The organism is Sphaerospermopsis sp. FACHB-1194 (assembly GCF_014696235.1).
GTDB lineage: Bacteria > Cyanobacteriota > Cyanobacteriia > Cyanobacteriales > Nostocaceae > Sphaerospermopsis > Sphaerospermopsis kisseleviana.
Map to the genome: position 1 here is coordinate 1 of NZ_JACJPU010000053.1, position 16933 is coordinate 16933.

Here is a 16933-nt window from a genome sequence, read left to right on the forward strand (position 1 = left end):
ACAGGTGCAACACCAGGAACAGGAAAAACCATTACATTTGCAGCAGGTTCAAGTACAGCGACACTAATAATAGATCCCACAGCAGATACCACAGTTGAAAGTAATGAAACTGTAGCCTTAACATTAGCTGCTGGTACAGGGTACACCATTGGTACAACCACAGCAGTCACCGGAACTATTACCAATGATGATTTCCCCATTATTACCCTAGCTGTATCTCCTGATACAGTAACAGAAGATGGAACAGCCAATCTGGTTTACACATTTACCAGAACAGATGACATTACCAACCCCTTAACCATCAACTACAACATCACTGGAACAGGCGACAGTACAGACTATACAGGTGCAACACCAGGAACAGGAAAAACCATTACATTTGCAGCAGGTTCAAGTACAGCAACCCTAACCATAGATCCCACAACAGACACCACAGTTGAAAGTAATGAAACTGTAGCCTTAACATTAGTAGCTGGTACAGGTTACACCGTTGGTACAACCACAGCAGTCACCGGAACTATTACTAATGATGATGTTGCACCATCTGTCACAATTAACCTCAGTGCAGACCAGACAATTGTTGAAGGTATAACCAGTCCACAAAACCTTACCTATACTGTTACTCTTTCTGCTGCCAGTACCCAAATTATTACAGTCCAATATGCAACCAATAACGGCACAGCCATAGCAGGATCAGACTATACCAACAAAACAGGAACTTTGACATTTAACCCAGGGGTGACAACTCAATCTATCATTATCCCCATCATCAATGATGCCATCAATGAAGCAAATGAAACCTTTACAGTCACCTTGAGTTCTCCCATTAATGCCAGTTTAGGAACTAAAACCACTGCTACCACAACTATTACTGATACCCTGACTGCTTCTGCTACCACAACTTTACCCGCAGGTGTGGAAAATCTGACTCTCGCGGGAACAGCTACTATCAATGGAACAGGTAATGCAGGTGATAATGTCCTCAGAGGTAATAGTGCTAATAATACTCTTACTGGGTTAGGTGGTAATGACACTTATGCTTTTGTTGTCAATAGTGCTTTGGGAACTGACACAATTACTGAAGCTACAGATGGGGGAACTGATACTCTTGACTTTACTGGCACGACTGCTGGTGTAAATGTGAATTTGGGTGTTGCTACATCACAAACTGTTAACAGTAATCTCAAACTCATTCTCTCTGCTAACAATGTCATTGAAAATGCCACTGGTGGATCAGGAAATGATCGGTTAACCGGTAATACTCTGAATAACCTGCTTATTGGTGGTACAGGTAATGACCAACTGCAAGGACTAGCAGGAAATGATACACTGTGGGGAGGACTGGGTGATGATATTCTCGGTGGTGGCGTCGGTAATGATCAATATCTTTTCCAAAGTAATGGGGTGTTTGGTAGTGGTTTAGGTGTCGATTACATTACCCAATTTGATCAAGGACAAGACAAAATTGCACTGAGTAAAACAACCTTTAATGCTATTACTAATAATCCAGGAGAGACTTTAACTGATTTTGCTGTTGTCACTGATGATGAGTTAGTTAATTCTAGTAATGCTCGGATTGTTTATAGTCAAAGCACTGGTAGTGTATTCTATAATCAAGATGGTAATGTTTTGGGTACAGGAACAGTATTTGAATTTGCTCGTTTAGGCAATCTTGATATTACCCTGAATGGTAGTAGTGATTTTAGTTTGATTGCTTAATTTTTGGTTTTTTCTCTTGTAAATCAATTACATCCCCCTTTTTAACCGAGGGGGATTTAAAATTTCAGCACAATGATAAAATCAACTGAGAAAATTGACTTTTTACCCAGAGTACAAAATAATATGACCACCAGACAGACTTCTACCAAAATCATCTCCTCTATCTACGAGATCTTAAAACAATATGCCATTTCTGACAATTTCTGGACAATTTTAGAAACGGCTTTTGGAACTAATTACAATCACCACAAAGCTGCATCTATCCGTTCTCAATGGCAAAATAATAACTTCAGTTTTTTACCACAAGTTCAAGTTATCAGCAGTAGTGTATTGGGTACAGCAAATGGTGGTTATGCTGCCAAAGGCAATAAAATTTATTTGTCTGATACTTTCCTACAAAGTGCAACTCAATCTCAAATTAATGCTGTTCTGTTAGAAGAAATTGGACATTATTTAGATTACAGAATTAACCGTACAGATACTAAAGGTGATGAAGGAGAATATTTCTCAGCTTTACTAAGAGGTGTGACTTTAAGTGATAGTGAAATCAGCCAGATTCAAAATGAAGATGATCGCAAAAATATCACCTTAAAAGGGAGAAATATTTCCCTTGAAGCATCAGGAACTACAGTTTATGAGACCATTAAATTAGGTTCTGTTAATTACGAATTTCAGTATTACGATTTAGCATATCCTAATCCAAATCCTAGTTATAAAGTTTCTGACAATAATGTAGTCTGGGGCAGTCGTAAAGGTGCAAACGCTGTTCTCTACCTCTATAATGGCTCAACTACTATACCCATAGCCAACACTGTCTATTCCTCAACTAGCCAGTCTGATTTTAGCATTTCTGGAAATACCGTTGTTTATGCTAAAACAGATGGTACTGATAAAGAGATTTATAGTTACAATGGTGGTGTAACAACCAAACTTACTAATAACTCTAATAACGACTACGCACCTCAAATTTCTGGTAGTAATATCGTTTGGTATAGCAATGATGGTACAGATGTAGAAATATTTCGCCGTAATGGTACAACCACAACTCAACTGACTAACAATAGTTTTGATGAATTTGATTTAAAATTATCTGGTATTTATGCGGTTTGGGCTGGTTGGGATGGTAATGATTATGAAATTTATCTCAATAATGGCACAACCACAACTCAACTGACAAACAATACTACCGATGATTATAGTCCAGTAATTTCTGCTAATAAAGTAGCCTGGTTTAACTGGAATGGTACAGCAGAAAATTTGTTTTTCAACAACGGTACAACTACAACACAGTTGACAAATAATGCTGAGGTTTATAATCCACAAGTTTCAGGGGATAAAGTTGTTTATGCTAAATACAACGGTACAAATTATTCTCTTCACCTTTACAACAGTAGTACCAACACCACAACTCAACTAGCCAGTCAGTTGCTAATCTCTCCTTATGATTATAGTCTTCCTAATTTACCTTTTCAAATTGATGGTAATTGGGTTGTTTGGGCAGAAAATTCTGGAGTTTTAAAACTCAACAATGGCACTTCAACAATCACCCTAAGTAGTAGTATCTCTAATTATTACTATCCGGGAAATTTTACAGTTGCAAACAACAAAGTGGCATGGGTAGACAATCCTAATAGCGGTTCTGGTAGTAATATCTTTGTTTACGATGGTACAACAACTACACAAGTTACCGCAGATGGTAATTATCCTAGTAATGTGACTATTGCTGGTAATAGTTTTGTTTTCCAAAAATCAGATCAATTATATTTAGCTAGACCTTCTACATTACCCGGTCTAAGTATTAACAATGTCACTGTAGTAGAAGGTCAAACCTCTCCTCAAAATGCAGTTTTAACCGTCACTCTTGCTGCGGCCAGTACCACCCCTGTCACCGTCCAATATGCTACTGGTTACTACAATGGAGGTGGTCAAAGTGCTTCTCCAGGTTATGATTACACAACCACTTCCGGTACACTCACCTTTAATGCTGGGGAAACCACAAAAACCATTAGTGTTCCCATCCTGAATGATAACTTTTCCGAAGCTGATAAAAACTTCAGTGTTGCACTTTCTAATGCCACAGGTGCTGTTTTAATACCAGGTAAAAATGTAGGAACAGTAACAATTAGCGACACCTTACAAGCAAGTGTCACCACCATTTTACCTGCTGGTGTAGAAAATCTCACCTTAACGGGAACTGCAAATATTAATGGAACTGGCAATACTAACAACAACACCATTCGCGGCAATAATGGTAACAATATTCTTGATGCTGGTGGAGGTTTTGATACTTTAATTGGTGGACTCGGTAACGACACTTACATTATTAGTAGTATTATAGGTGGTGTGAGCATTACCGAAAATGCCAATGAAGGGACTGATACTGTACAAGCTTCCTCTTCTGGTTACACCTTGGGAGCTAACTTAGAAAACCTCACTCTCACAGGCACAGATAACATAAGTGGATACGGTAACGAATTGAATAACGTTATTACAGGTAACAGTGGAAATAACTATCTTGGTGGCTATGCTGGTAACGATACCTTAAACGGTGGCACTGGTGCTGATTCTTTGTTGGGTGGTGCAGGTAATGACACTTACATTATTGATAATGTTGGTGATTATGTTTGGGAAAATGCAAATGAAGGAACTGATACTGTTCAATCTTCTGTTACTTACACTCTGGGATCTAACGTAGAAAACCTCACCTTAACGGGAACAACAGCTATTAACGGAACAGGAAACACCCTGAATAACGTCATCACAGGTAACACCGGAAATAATAATCTCAATGGAGGAGACGGAAACGATACCCTCGTTGGTGGAGTTGGCAAAGATACCCTCACAGGTGGAGTAGGTACAGATAGATTTAGCTACACAACCCTTACCCATTCTCTTTTGAGTAGCTTTGACGTAATTACGGATTTCAATGCTACCACTGGCAACGATTTATTTCTTGTCACTAATACAAGAGCAGGATTTAATAACGTAGGAACAGTTGCAACTTTAGATGCTGTGGGAATTAGTGCTAAATTAACAACAACTAATTTTGGGGCAAATTTTGCGGCTCAATTTAGCTTTGGTACTCGTACCTTTGTAGCTATTAATGATGCTACGACTGGTTTTAATGCTACAACCGATGCCATTATTGAAGTCACTGGTTTAACAGGAACTTTGGGAATTAGTAATTTTGTCACAGTTTAATTAGGTTTGGTGGGCATTGCCCACTATTCCCTATTTCCTAAATCAATAGATATTATTTGAAAGATATTATTTCAGATAATTTTCCACGCTTAATTAATTTTTCCCTGCGAGTCATGAAAACTCGGAAATGCTGATTTGCATTATCTCAATCTAGAAAATTTTTACAACTAAAATTATTTACATAATAATTGAATTATAGCAAATATCTATTTATAATTCCCAAATCTTTATGACTATCATTAAAACACCACAAAAACACTATCCCAAGCCAGAAATTATCCGCCGTGGCATGGCACTAGGGATAGATTTTATAGCAGTATGGTTAGTTAGTTCTCTTTTAGGAACAAATAATCTAGGTATTCAATTTATCCAAATTTTCGTTTTTATCCTTGCTTGGTTAATTCTACGGGTCATCATAGTTTACAACAATCAGGGGCAAAGTTTAGGACGATGGGCAGTAAATTTAAAAGTGTTAGAAATAGAAAACGGACAACCCGTAAGCAGAATACCAGAATTACAAGCATTATTACAGCGTGAAGCGATTATTGGCGGTAGCTGTTTATTGGTTTCCATTTGCTTAACGAATATAATAGCTAATCCCACTGCTATACTGCTAATGCTACCTCTAGCAATTGACTGTGGTGCAGCCTTGTCAGATCCTCAGATGCAACAGGCTTTCCATGACCGCTATGCTAGAACTATAATTGTTTCCTCACGGCGTGGCTATTCGCTGGATTTAAAAATTAAGCTAAAAATTAAGCGATTAGTTGAAAAAGTGCAGCGAAATGTGAGAAGATAGTCATTTGTGTTAAATCTCTCCCGGCTTTACTGTTTGTAAAATTATGGCTAAGAGTAAAGGTGCCCGCATAATAGTGACACTAGAATGCACCGAGTGTCGAACCAACCCAGACAAGCGTTCTCCAGGCGTTTCTCGCTATACCAGCACCAAAAACCGCCGGAACACCACCAACCGTTTAGAACTGAAAAAGTTCTGCCCCCACTGTAACAAACACACTGTTCACAAGGAAATTAAGTAAGAGATGAGCTATTATCGTCGTCGCCTGTCGCCAATTAAGCCAGGAGAACCAATTGATTATAAAGATGTTGATTTACTACGTAAATTTATCACTGAACGTGGTAAAATTCTACCCAGACGCATTACTGGGTTAACATCACAACAACAACGGCAATTAACATTAGCGATTAAACGCGCTCGAATTGTGGCTTTATTGCCATTTATCAACGCCGAAGGCTAAAAAAATTTTGGATTTTGGATGAAAGGATTTTAGAGCAGAAGTCAGGAGTCGTAGGGGCGCAGCATTCGGAAAATAAACGGTGATAAAAATTGATGATTGTTCGCCCAAATGCTTCGCCCTTACTTTGGACAAAAATTGATAACTGGTCGTCCGAATGCTTCGCCATTACAAGAGTCAGAAATCAGAAGTAAAACTCTCTTTCTGTCTAGGTTTCAAGTGAGACTGTGTACCAGATTTATCTGTAATCTGCTGTAAAAATCCAACAAAAGTAACGTTGGTAATAACAATGAAACGTTTACTTTCAGTCCAAAATCTAAAATTTCGCTTCCAGCCAAAGGAGTGTATAATATGCTTCGAGATTTCCAATCCTGGGATTTGGGTGATAGGGAACAGGGAACAGGGAACAGGGAACAGGTGACAGGTGACAGCAAAGAGTGTTTACCAATTACCCATTACCAATTACCCATTAACAACCTAAAACAAATCCAAAATCTAAAATCTAAAATCTAAAATTAGTAAAAGAGTGCGAGAGTTGTGGAGAAGGGGACGCTAGTTGAATTTAGGGTTCAAGGCGATCGCCGTCTGGGAGTGGTAGATCGTCCAGACGGAAAGACCCGTTGGTTTGTGGTAGATGAACGAGGTCAATCCCACAGCCTCGCGCCGCGACAACTAACCTATACAGTTAATGGACAAACTTATAAACCTGCTGACATTCCCAGCTTTTTAAGTCAAGTTCAAACCTATCTAGATCCATCTAGTTTAGAAGTAGCTTGGGAAATATTGGTGGAAGACGGGGAAACAGTCACTCCCAGTCAAATGGCAAATTTGCTGTTTTCAGAATCAGAACCACAGCACTGTTACGCCGCCCATTGCTTGTTATCCGATGATAAAATGTATTTCAAGCAAAAAGGCGATGTTTACGAACCACGCAGCGCCGCACAAGTAGCAGAACGGAAACACCAAATAGAAGTAGAAGCGCAAAAAGCCAAGGGACAGCAGGAATTTTTAGCGCGTGTAGAACAGGCACTCCAAGGCGAAAGCGTAGAATGGCAAAAACCAGACCGCCAGCGTTTGGAAGCATTAGAAAAATATGCGACTTTCGTGGCGGATATTGTGCGAATGGGGATAAATGCGGAGGCCTTGGTACGGAATTATCCACCCCCAGCCCCAGTATTAGAAACCATGAATATGCTGGGACGTTCTGCAACTCCTCAAGCAGCCCTGCAACTATTGATCGACTTGGGTTGGTGGAGTCCCCATGAAAACCTGTTCCTGCGTCGTTCTTCAATTCCCGTTCAGTTCCCTAGTAAGGTATTAGAAGTGGCGCAACAACATTTGGATTTTCCACCAGCAGACTTAGACACCAATCGTCTGGATTTAACACATCTCAAGGTATACACTATTGATGATGAAAGTACCACAGAAATAGACGACGGTTTAAGTTGTGAAAATCTCGCCGATGGACGACAACGGCTTTGGGTGCATATTGCTGATCCTACCCGCTGGTTAATGCCAGAAGATGAATTAGATTTAGAAGCGAGAAAACGGGGTAGTACAGTTTACTTACCTACGGGAATGATACCTATGTTCCCCGAAGTCTTAGCTACAGGTCCAATGAGTTTGGTACAGGGGAAAATTTGTTGCGCTCTCAGCTTTGGTGTAGTTTTAGATGAAAGCGGTGCAGTTGAAGACTATAGTATTCATCCCACTTTAATCAAACCTACCTATCGCCTCACCTACGAAGATGTAGATGAAATGCTGGAGTTGGGAGTACAAGCAGAACCAGAAATAGAGGCGATCGCCAATTTGGCACAAAAGCGGAAAACCTGGCGATATAACCAAGGCGCGATCAGCATCAATATGCCCGAAGCAATGATCAAAGTCAAAGACGATGATATCAGCATTGATATATTAGATGATTCTCCATCTCGGCAGTTAGTAGCAGAAATGATGATCCTTGCTGGGGAAGTAGCAGCACGTTATGGTCAAGCTCATAATATCCCCCTGCCCTTTCGCGGACAACCCCAACCAGAACTACCCCCAGAAGAAGAACTCTTACAGCTTCCCGCCGGTTTCGTTCGTTTTTGCGCCCTGCGTCGCTGTATGCCTAAAAGTGAAATGAGTATTACCCCAGTACGTCATGCCGGTTTAGGCTTAGATACTTACACTCAAGCAACTTCCCCCATCCGTCGTTACAGCGACTTACTTACCCACTTTCAACTGAAAGCACATTTACGGGGTGAAGATTTGCCATTTTCCGCCGAACAACTCAAAGAAGTGATGATGACCGTCAGCACTACCACCCAAGAACTAACAATGGTAGAACGGCAAACCAACAGGTATTATGCTTTAGAATATTTACGTCGTAATCCTGAAGAAATATGGCAAGTCACAATTTTGATGTGGTTACGGGAAGATAGCAACTTAGCATTAATTCTCTTAGAAGACTTGGGTTTACAGTTACCAATGGTTTTTAGGCGTTCTGTAAGTTTAGGTGAACAAGTATTAGTAAAAGTCAGCATTGCTGATCCTCAAAAAGACATCATTCAGTTTCAAGAGATAATTTATCAAGAAGCTGTTAGTGGGTAGGTGACTGGTGACTGGTGACTGGTGACTGGTGACTGGTGACTGGTGACTGGTGACTGGTGACTGGTGACTGGTGACTGGTGACTGGTGACTGGTGACTGGTGACTGGTGACTGGGAAAAATCTTTTTCTCCCCACCTCCCCATCTCCTGAACTCCTGACTCCTTAACAAATATTTTCCCCCCCAGATATAATTTTGAGCTTGAAAAAGGGATAAATAAAATATAGTTCCATCTTGGTGCATAATCCCTTGGTTTGTATATGACCTATTGCCTCAGAATTGCCGACCTACCTGAAAATGAGCGTCCCCGTGAAAGATTGATGACTCATGGAGCGAAAATATTAGCCACTGCGGAATTAATTGCTATTCTGCTAGGAACTGGACAAGGACCGGGTAAACTGTCTGCTGTCGGTTTAGGGCAACTTATGTTACAAGAGTTAGGAAAAGATCAAAGAGATCCTTTAGCTGCTTTACGGGATGTTACCCCCGCAGAGTTAATGGAAATTCATGGTGTGGGTTCTGCAAAAGCTACATCAATTCTGGCAGCGATAGAATTAGGTAAACGGGTTTTTTTATCCCGTCCTGCGGAGGGTGCGGTTATTGATAGTCCCCTTGCGGCGGCCGCTACCCTGAGTCAAGACTTAATGTGGCAAAGTCAAGAACGGTTTGCAGTCTTATTATTAGATGTGAAAAATCGGTTTTTGGGGACAAAAATAATTACTATTGGTACTGCTACGGAAACTTTAGCTTCTCCCCGTGATATTTTTCGGGAAGTTATTCGACATGGTGCTACACGGATGATAGTGGCCCATAATCATCCTTCTGGTAATCTAGAACCTAGTGAAGCAGATATAGAATTAACTCGGCAATTATTATCAGGGGCGCAACTTTTAAATATTCCTCTATTGGATCATTTGATTTTGGGTAATGGTACTCATCAGAGTTTGCGAGAAATTACTACTTTGTGGGATGATTGCCCACAAGAGGATTGATACAGCAGTTTCCTGAGTTATGCGGTACAGGATTAACAGGCATCCTGCCTGTTCCACAAGGGTTTTATGGTTTCAGTTTGTACCTCATTGACATGAAATATACTGTAAAAAGGAAAAGTCCCATGACTTATGTACCATCAAAACTTCTTACCTTTGAGGATTTTCTGGACAAATATAGCGATAATCCGCGCTATGAGTTGGCTGACGGAGAACTAATTGATATGGAACCTACTGGACCTCATGAAACCGTCAGTGGCAAACTAGCGACTAAAATCGGTATTGCTATTACTAATGCCCAACTACCTTGGTTTATTCCCCGCACTTGCCTAATTCGCCCCTTTGCTGACGCTATTACTGCCCGTAGACCTGATATTGTTGTTTTGGATGAAACCGTACTCTTTAATGAACCTCTTTGGGAACATGAACCAGTAATCACTCATGGTCGTTCAGCTAAATTAGTTGTTGAGGTTGTGAGTAGTAACTGGGAAACTGACTATGCTCGCAAGGTTGAAGAATACGCCCTTTTAGGAATCCCTGAATATTGGATTGCTGATTACCGAGGGCTGGGTGGTGTCGCTTTTATCGGTAGACCGAAACAGCCAACTTTCACCGTTTGTCAGTTGAGTGGTGATGATTATAGCCAAAAACAGTATCGTCTTGGTGAGTCAATTATTTCTCGCATTTTACCGAATTTAGAACTTCGACTGAATGACATTTTACCAAAATAAATTTGCTGATTAGCTAAACTATGGGATTAGCATTTTATCTGTCTGCATCAGGATATCCCGGATTTAAGGATTTACAGGATGTTTTTCATAACGATGTGATGTTAATGATCTTTTTGCTTTAGATGATCAAAATCAGTTCATCCTAAAAATCCTTTAATCTTCAGTGTTCTGATTGAGACTGATATCATAGGTTATTTCAAAGAACAAAACAGGTAAAAAATTGAGTTTTTGGTATTCCTCAATTTGCAATCTTTTGATGGTAATTTATCTACATTAGAACTTACGCACAACTCACGGAAAAACTAACCGCAAAGAACGCAAAGGACACAAAGGAAAGAGGGTTCGAGAGATATTTTTCGTAAGTTCTCTACATTATCCATTTTCTTAATCTCCTAATTTATGAAGGGTTTTGAATCCTGCTGCTTACATGGTTCACAAGACAAGTTATACTAGGAATGGTGGCCTATTAAAATTACACCCATGACTGAACAACCCAACCCAGACTCATCCAACACACCAACGGATGCACCAAAACCCAAGTCAGAAAATGATTCTTGGCAAAATCGCATTGTTGGTGTTGTCAGTAAAACTACTGCTAAATTAACCCAACTCCTACCAGTAGACCAAGTAAAACAACAAGTAAAACAAAATATAGGACAATGGTTTAGTGTCAATGATGCCCAAGTTGCAGAGATTTTAGCAACTATCCGCACTCAACTACCGACTACAGAAGCTTTATTAATAGGAAAACCCCAAACGGGTAAAAGTTCTATTGTTCGCGGTTTAACCGGGGTTTCTGCGGAAATTATTGGCCAGGGTTTTCGCCCCCATACTCAAAATACCCAACGTTATGCTTATCCTGCTGATGATTTACCTTTAATTGTATTTACTGATACGGTGGGTTTGGGTGATGTTAATAAAGATACGGAAACTATTATTCAAGAGTTAATCACTGATTTAAAAACCGAAATTAATGGTGCTAGGGTTTTCCTTTTGACTGTGAAAATTAATGATTTTGCTACGGATACTCTGCGAAATATTGCCCAAAAATTACGCCAACAATATCCCAATATTCCCTGTTTGTTAGCGGTAACTTGTTTGCATGAAATTTATCCACTAGAAATAGAAAATCATCCCCATTATCCCCCAGAATTTGAGGAATTAAACCGGGCTTTTACAGAAATTAAAAATAATTTTACTGGTTTATATGATCGGGCAGTTTTGATTGATTTTACTTTAGAAGCAGATGGTTATACTCCAGTATTTTATGGTTTAGAAGCACTGCGAGATAATTTAGCTGAACTTTTACCGGAAGCTGAATCAAAAGCTATTTATCAATTGTTAGATAAACAAGCAGGTAAGGAATTAAGTAATATTTATCGTGATGCTGCTAGAAGATATATTTTACCTTTTTCCATTATGGCAGGTACTTTAGCTGCTGTACCTTTACCTTTTGCAACTATGCCAGTTTTAACAGCTTTACAAGTTTCAATGGTGGGATTATTGGGTAAATTATATGGTCAGACATTGACACCATCTCAAGCTGGGGGTATTGTAAGTACCATTGCTGGTGGTTTTTTAGCTCAAGCAGTGGCACGGGAATTAATTAAATTTGTCCCTGGTTTGGGTACTGTTATTGCGGCATCTTGGGCGGGTGCTTATACATGGTCTTTAGGTGAAGCTGCTTGTGTGTATTTTGGGGATTTAATGGGTGGAAAAAAGCCAGATCCTCAAAAAATTCAAAATGTCATGCAAGAGGCTTTTGAAGGGGCAAAAGAACGGTTTAAGAGCATGAAAAGTTAGGAATTAGAAAATTCAAGAGACCAGAGTACAGGAAAAAAATGCCAGTATAATGCTAGTATTTTGGTATGGCAGTTATAATCCACATTCCGCACCCTCAACTGTCATAGAGAGAAAACACGGGGAAAAAGAATATAAGTAAGCATAAAAATAAACATAGAGATTGAAAAAAGGCATTTGAGAAATAGTAAATCACCAAAAACGTCATTAAACCCCATTCTCAATAAGGAGCAATAAGAATGAACACCACCCAGAGGAGTCAACAGATAACTAAAAAAAGATACTCAAGACAAAAATTATAACCTAGACTAATAAATAGAAGTAAAAAATTTGAATAATTTTACTACTACTGATGAAGATATATCCAAGAAAGAAGCAGATAAACAATTAACAGAAATTGGTAATCAATAGACCTCTCCAAAATAGAATGTATTAATTTGTCATAAGTTGTAGGGGCGAAGCTTATGGGCGATAATTTGACGGAAAAATCAGACATCTAGATATCCCATAAGCTTCGACCTGCCCGCATAAATAAGTTCCATAATTTCTTTTCTGGACAAGTCTAATGGTTAGAATTAGTCAGGAAAATTATCAATTGACATCTGGTGAAATGAATTTAGGGACAATTCATGAATTGTCCCCAACAGTTTTAGGCTACGCTTATGGAGATGCTAATGAGTAAATTTAACCCAATGGTCCTAAAGGAGCGCAGATTTTTGATTCAACGAGTCCACTTAGACTAGATCCCGGTAAAAATATTTGATACCCCATGAGAGACTTTTCAAACAACCTCTAAGCTTCTTTCCAACAACGATTTAACAGCACCCCAGACGCTAATACTTTCAAAACTTCCAGCATAAAGTAACTACCATGCAGTAAATTCATACTGTAGGGAACACCACCTGCACTAGCAAATAGACTTAAATCACTACCCAAAGCGCACATTTGCGGAGTTAGAAAATAGGTATCCAGCAAAGCTATTGTTAACAGCAAGCAAGATAAAAATATACTTCCCAAACACCAATTAGATTTAGTCTTGCAAATAACCAGCACAGATGTCAAGACAACAGCAGCAGCTAGTAATTCTAAGCGGTTAAAATTCCAAAAAATTGCATATCCAGCAGTGGTAAAATTCGCTTCCTTCATCATGCCAGTAATGTAAAGACTAGGCATAATTACCCAATCTAATACTAGACTAGAACTGAGCCAAAAGCCCAAGGTCAACAGAGTGGCGGTTTGCCAAGTTGAGCGTTTTAATTGCAGGTTAGAAATAGTGTTCATAACAATAATTGCTTGGTTAAATCTATTTCTAGTTTCTAACTAAGAAAACCACTTTGACAACAAATATAAATTAACTGTTACAAACAAGACTATATGCAACATTTTTATAATGTTTTTTGAATTAATTTTTGTTGTTTTTTTAAGTTTTATTACCAAATAATAAGAAGAATTAAAAAACAAAAACTTGTGCTAAATCTGGTGAAGATAAATCGTAAGTATTCAGCTATCAGCTATCAGCTTTAAGATAGTAGACAATATTATTTCCTTCTCATGACTGGGAACTGGGGACTGGGGAGATAGGGAGAAAAACTAATTCTTTCTCCTGAATAGCTGATGGCTGACTTTTATTTTTCATGAAAAGTCCAAACACCAGCATCCCAAGTTGTATCTGTGGGAGGTGTTTGTAGCCAATGTTGACAACGACTCAGATATAACATTGAAGCTTTATCATTATTATCAGCAGTTAAAGCTTTCACAAATTCCATTTGAGCCAGTGAAAACTGACGTTGCAGATAATACTCTCTTCCTTTCTGATAATGTTCAATTAGTTCTTGTTTGGCACTGTTAATAGAATCAGAACGCATTCCGATCAACTCATAGATAGATACAGGCTCATTTCTGCCTTTAACACGAATTAAATCTAGTTCCCTTGCCCAAATATCATCATGACAGAAGTTAAAGGTATTGTCGCTGATGATAATATCGCAACCATATTGTTTGCTAATACTTTCTAATCGAGAACCAAGATTGACACCATCACCAATAGCGGTAAATTCCATCCGCTTACTAGAACCGATATTACCACTAATTACAGTATCAGAATTAATGCCGATGCCGATTTTGATTTTTGATTGATTTAAGGCTTCTCGACGTTGATTTAATTCCTGCAAACGATAGCGCATTTCTAGAGAAGTTTCGACTGCCATACGGGCGTGTTTTTCTAAAGGTAAGGGAGAACCAAATACAGCCATAATGGCATCACCGATATATTTATCGAGAGTGCCTTTATGTCTAAATACAGCTTCTACCATTGATTCAAAATATTCATTAAGCATACTTACCACTTCCTCAGCTTGCATATTTTCTGTGAGGGTGGTATAGCCACGAATATCCGAGAATAAGATAGTAACTTCTTTGCGATCGCCTCCTAATTTAGCATCATCTAATTTGAGTAATTCTTCTGCCAACTCCTGAGTCATGTAACGGTACATGGTGCTTTTCAGACGCTTTTCATCGCTGATATCATCCATTACCACCAGTGCGCCACACACTTTATTTTCGTCATTCGCATCAGCAATAGTGTTGAGTGATAAATTAATGCTGTGCTGTTCTTGGGTAGTAGTTAGAAGTGTACGATCTGGATAATACTGCTGGGTATCTTTGACATCATTTGCAGCTAAAGCATCTGCAAACCATTGGCTAAAATCTCCGTCTTTAATATTGATAACATCACTAACTAATTTCCCCTCTAAACGCGCCTCTGTAGAATAACCTAGTAAACGTTTAGCACTTTCATTAGCAGTGATAATATATCCAGACTTATCCGAGGAAATTACACCATTAGAAAGACTCCGCAAAATATCCCGCTGCATTTTTTCTTGCTGTTTGACTTTGGCAAACAATTGGGCATTTTGCAATGCTACACCTGCTTGAATATTAAAAGCTTCCATGAATACTTCATCATTGCCGTCAAAACTAGCTTGGAAGCATTCAGGAGGTTGAGGCCAAAGGGAGGGATTATAAGGTGCAAAATCTCCTCCTTTCTTTTTATTTACTAATTGAGTAACACCAATTAATTTTTGATCACTGTTAAATACTGGCATACACAACAGACTACAAGTGCGATAGCCATTTTCTTGATCTATTTTTTGGGCAGTTTGTGAATCTGGATGTTTATATAAATCAAAGGGAATATTTAAGGTTTTTCCAGATGCAGCAACGATCCCAGCAAAGCCTTTACCTATGGGTACTCGTAATTCTTTAGTTGTACCGTTATCTTGAGTAATTGTTGTTTATAATTCCTGGCGATCGCCATCTATCAACCACAGGGTACTGCGATCAGCATTCATCAATTCTTTAGCTTCATCCATTACCCGTTTTAGGGTATCTTTTAAATCTAAACTACTGTGACTTAAAGACTTAATCGCTTTCATCAAAGCTGCTGCGGCTCTTTGTTTTTGAGTAGCAATATAAAAAGAGCGAGACGACTCTAAAATCAGGCGAATTGACGGCGCAAAATCTTGAAATAATTTTTCATCTGCACTGGTAAACCCCTTTTTATCAATGCGTTCTTTCAGAGGATCATCGGGATTGTGTAGGTATTTTAATTTATTTAATAACTGCACTACCGCTACTAATTCTGCATTTTCATTTAATAGCGGTAAAGCTAACATTGTGTAAGTGCGGTAGCCATTTCTCTTGTCTTGTTCTTGAGCAAATTTTGACCGCACATCGTTATAAAAATCATAGGGAATATTGATGACTCGCTTAAAAGTTGCCACTTCCCCGGCAATACCTTTATCCGCTGGAATTCTAATTTCTAATGGTCGCTTTCCTTCCCCTTCTGCTAAAATAGACCAGAGTTGTTGTTTTTCTTCATCTAATAAAAATATCGTTGTCCGATCTGCTCCTAGTAATTCCCCTGTTTTCAAGGTAATTGAATGCAGCATTTCTGGAAGAATTGTTTCAAAACCTTTATAATCCAACATGGATAAGGTTTCGTTAACAATTTTCAATTTATGCTCAACTTCCTGAACTACTTGTTTAAAAGTATCCTGGGTTAAGGGAGCAAGAAACTGGGAAATCGTTCCTTTTCTGGTAGCCAGACTAACTACAGGTGAAGAGTGTGTTTGTACCTGATATGTTCCTTGGTGGTTAACACCAAAATTCAAATCCATTGTCTCTTCAGCATTGGGGTTTTGCGCTGACATAACTTTATTTGATATACTATGATTTAGTGTTGACGAAGGTTGAATTGGTCTAGAAAATTTATTATGTTAAGTTTCCGTTATAACTATCATTCCTTGACAGTATACCCTGTTCGTTAATCAATTGTTTAGCCCCATTGATCCTGTTGAGGATAGAGGCTGAAAATTTGATAATTCAAATTAGAGTTAAAAACTACTTGCATGGTGAAACAATCCTAAACGTGAAAGCAGAAAGGTTTACCAGTCATTATATAGGAATCTTAAGCAGCTTTTAAACCTCTTCATTTGTTCTTTTGATTCGACGTTTTAACCCACGTATCAATTCTCGCAACACATCTAGGGAAATTATTTGAGTAAATTATCGGCATAAATGTGTAAAATACAACTATATGGTTCGACTTAGATTAAATGGTTTCAGTAAAAATTCGTATAATCCAATTTCA

At 38.7% G+C, this 16933-nt stretch carries 12 protein-coding genes and 1 pseudogene; 10 read left to right on the forward strand and 3 right to left on the reverse strand.

Annotated features, from left to right (window positions below; translation table 11 throughout):
* The 7 genes from H6F45_RS27145 to H6F45_RS22440 all read left to right on the forward strand — a co-directional run.
* The coding region (locus H6F45_RS27145) for a Calx-beta domain-containing protein (RefSeq protein ID WP_199301888.1) at positions 1 to 1719 on the forward strand (1719 nt) is incomplete at its 5' end.
* Positions 1720 to 1791: 72 nt separating this feature from the next.
* Positions 1792 to 4920, forward strand: coding sequence for a bluetail domain-containing putative surface protein (locus tag H6F45_RS26750; protein ID WP_190348421.1), 3129 nt, complete (start codon positions 1792 to 1794; stop codon positions 4918 to 4920).
* Positions 4921 to 5149: 229 nt separating this feature from the next.
* On the forward strand, positions 5150 to 5719 hold the full coding sequence (locus H6F45_RS22420; protein ID WP_190348422.1) for an RDD family protein: 570 nt from the start codon (positions 5150 to 5152) through the stop codon (positions 5717 to 5719).
* A gap of 43 nt (positions 5720 to 5762) precedes the next feature.
* Complete coding sequence (gene rpmG / locus H6F45_RS22425; RefSeq protein ID WP_096572409.1) at positions 5763 to 5957, forward strand: 50S ribosomal protein L33; 195 nt, start codon at positions 5763 to 5765, stop codon at positions 5955 to 5957.
* 3 nt (positions 5958 to 5960) lie between these two features.
* The gene (rpsR, locus tag H6F45_RS22430) at positions 5961 to 6176 is read left to right on the forward strand and encodes a 30S ribosomal protein S18 (protein WP_096572408.1); all 216 of its coding nucleotides are present in this window, start codon (positions 5961 to 5963) and stop codon (positions 6174 to 6176) included.
* A 348-nt stretch (positions 6177 to 6524) separates the two neighbouring features.
* A complete protein-coding gene (locus tag H6F45_RS22435) occupies positions 6525 to 6686 on the forward strand; it encodes a hypothetical protein (RefSeq protein ID WP_190348423.1) in 162 nt (53 codons plus the stop codon).
* Between the two features lie 24 nt (positions 6687 to 6710).
* Complete coding sequence (locus tag H6F45_RS22440) at positions 6711 to 8765, forward strand: ribonuclease R family protein (protein ID WP_190348424.1); 2055 nt, start codon at positions 6711 to 6713, stop codon at positions 8763 to 8765.
* On the opposite strand, the gene H6F45_RS22445 is transcribed toward H6F45_RS22440, so the two are convergent.
* Positions 8744 to 8899 carry a hypothetical protein gene (locus H6F45_RS22445; RefSeq protein WP_190348425.1) on the reverse strand — a complete coding sequence of 52 codons (156 nt, stop codon included), beginning with the start codon at positions 8897 to 8899 and terminating at the stop codon, positions 8744 to 8746. The two genes, H6F45_RS22440 and H6F45_RS22445, sit on opposite strands and share 22 nt — an antisense overlap.
* 123 nt (positions 8900 to 9022) lie before the next feature.
* On the opposite strand from H6F45_RS22445, the gene radC reads away from it, so the two are divergent.
* The 3 genes from radC (at position 9023) to H6F45_RS22460 (ending at position 12285) form a co-directional block, all read left to right on the forward strand.
* Positions 9023 to 9754: a DNA repair protein RadC gene (gene radC / locus H6F45_RS22450; protein WP_096572405.1), complete on the forward strand. Its 732-nt coding sequence runs from the start codon at positions 9023 to 9025 to the stop codon at positions 9752 to 9754.
* 122 nt (positions 9755 to 9876) lie between these two features.
* A complete protein-coding gene (locus H6F45_RS22455) occupies positions 9877 to 10482 on the forward strand; it encodes a Uma2 family endonuclease (RefSeq protein ID WP_190348426.1) in 606 nt (201 codons plus the stop codon).
* Positions 10483 to 10962: 480 nt separating this feature from the next.
* Entirely contained in the window at positions 10963 to 12285 is a 1323-nt protein-coding gene (locus H6F45_RS22460) for a DUF697 domain-containing protein (RefSeq protein ID WP_190348427.1), read from the forward strand.
* Positions 12286 to 13074: 789 nt separating this feature from the next.
* On the opposite strand, the gene H6F45_RS22465 is transcribed toward H6F45_RS22460, so the two are convergent.
* Positions 13075 to 13563 carry a hypothetical protein gene (locus H6F45_RS22465; protein WP_096572402.1) on the reverse strand — a complete coding sequence of 163 codons (489 nt, stop codon included), beginning with the start codon at positions 13561 to 13563 and terminating at the stop codon, positions 13075 to 13077.
* A 344-nt stretch (positions 13564 to 13907) separates the two neighbouring features.
* Positions 13908 to 16493, reverse strand: a pseudogene (locus H6F45_RS22470) (adenylate/guanylate cyclase domain-containing protein).
* Positions 16494 to 16933 lie beyond the last annotated feature (440 nt).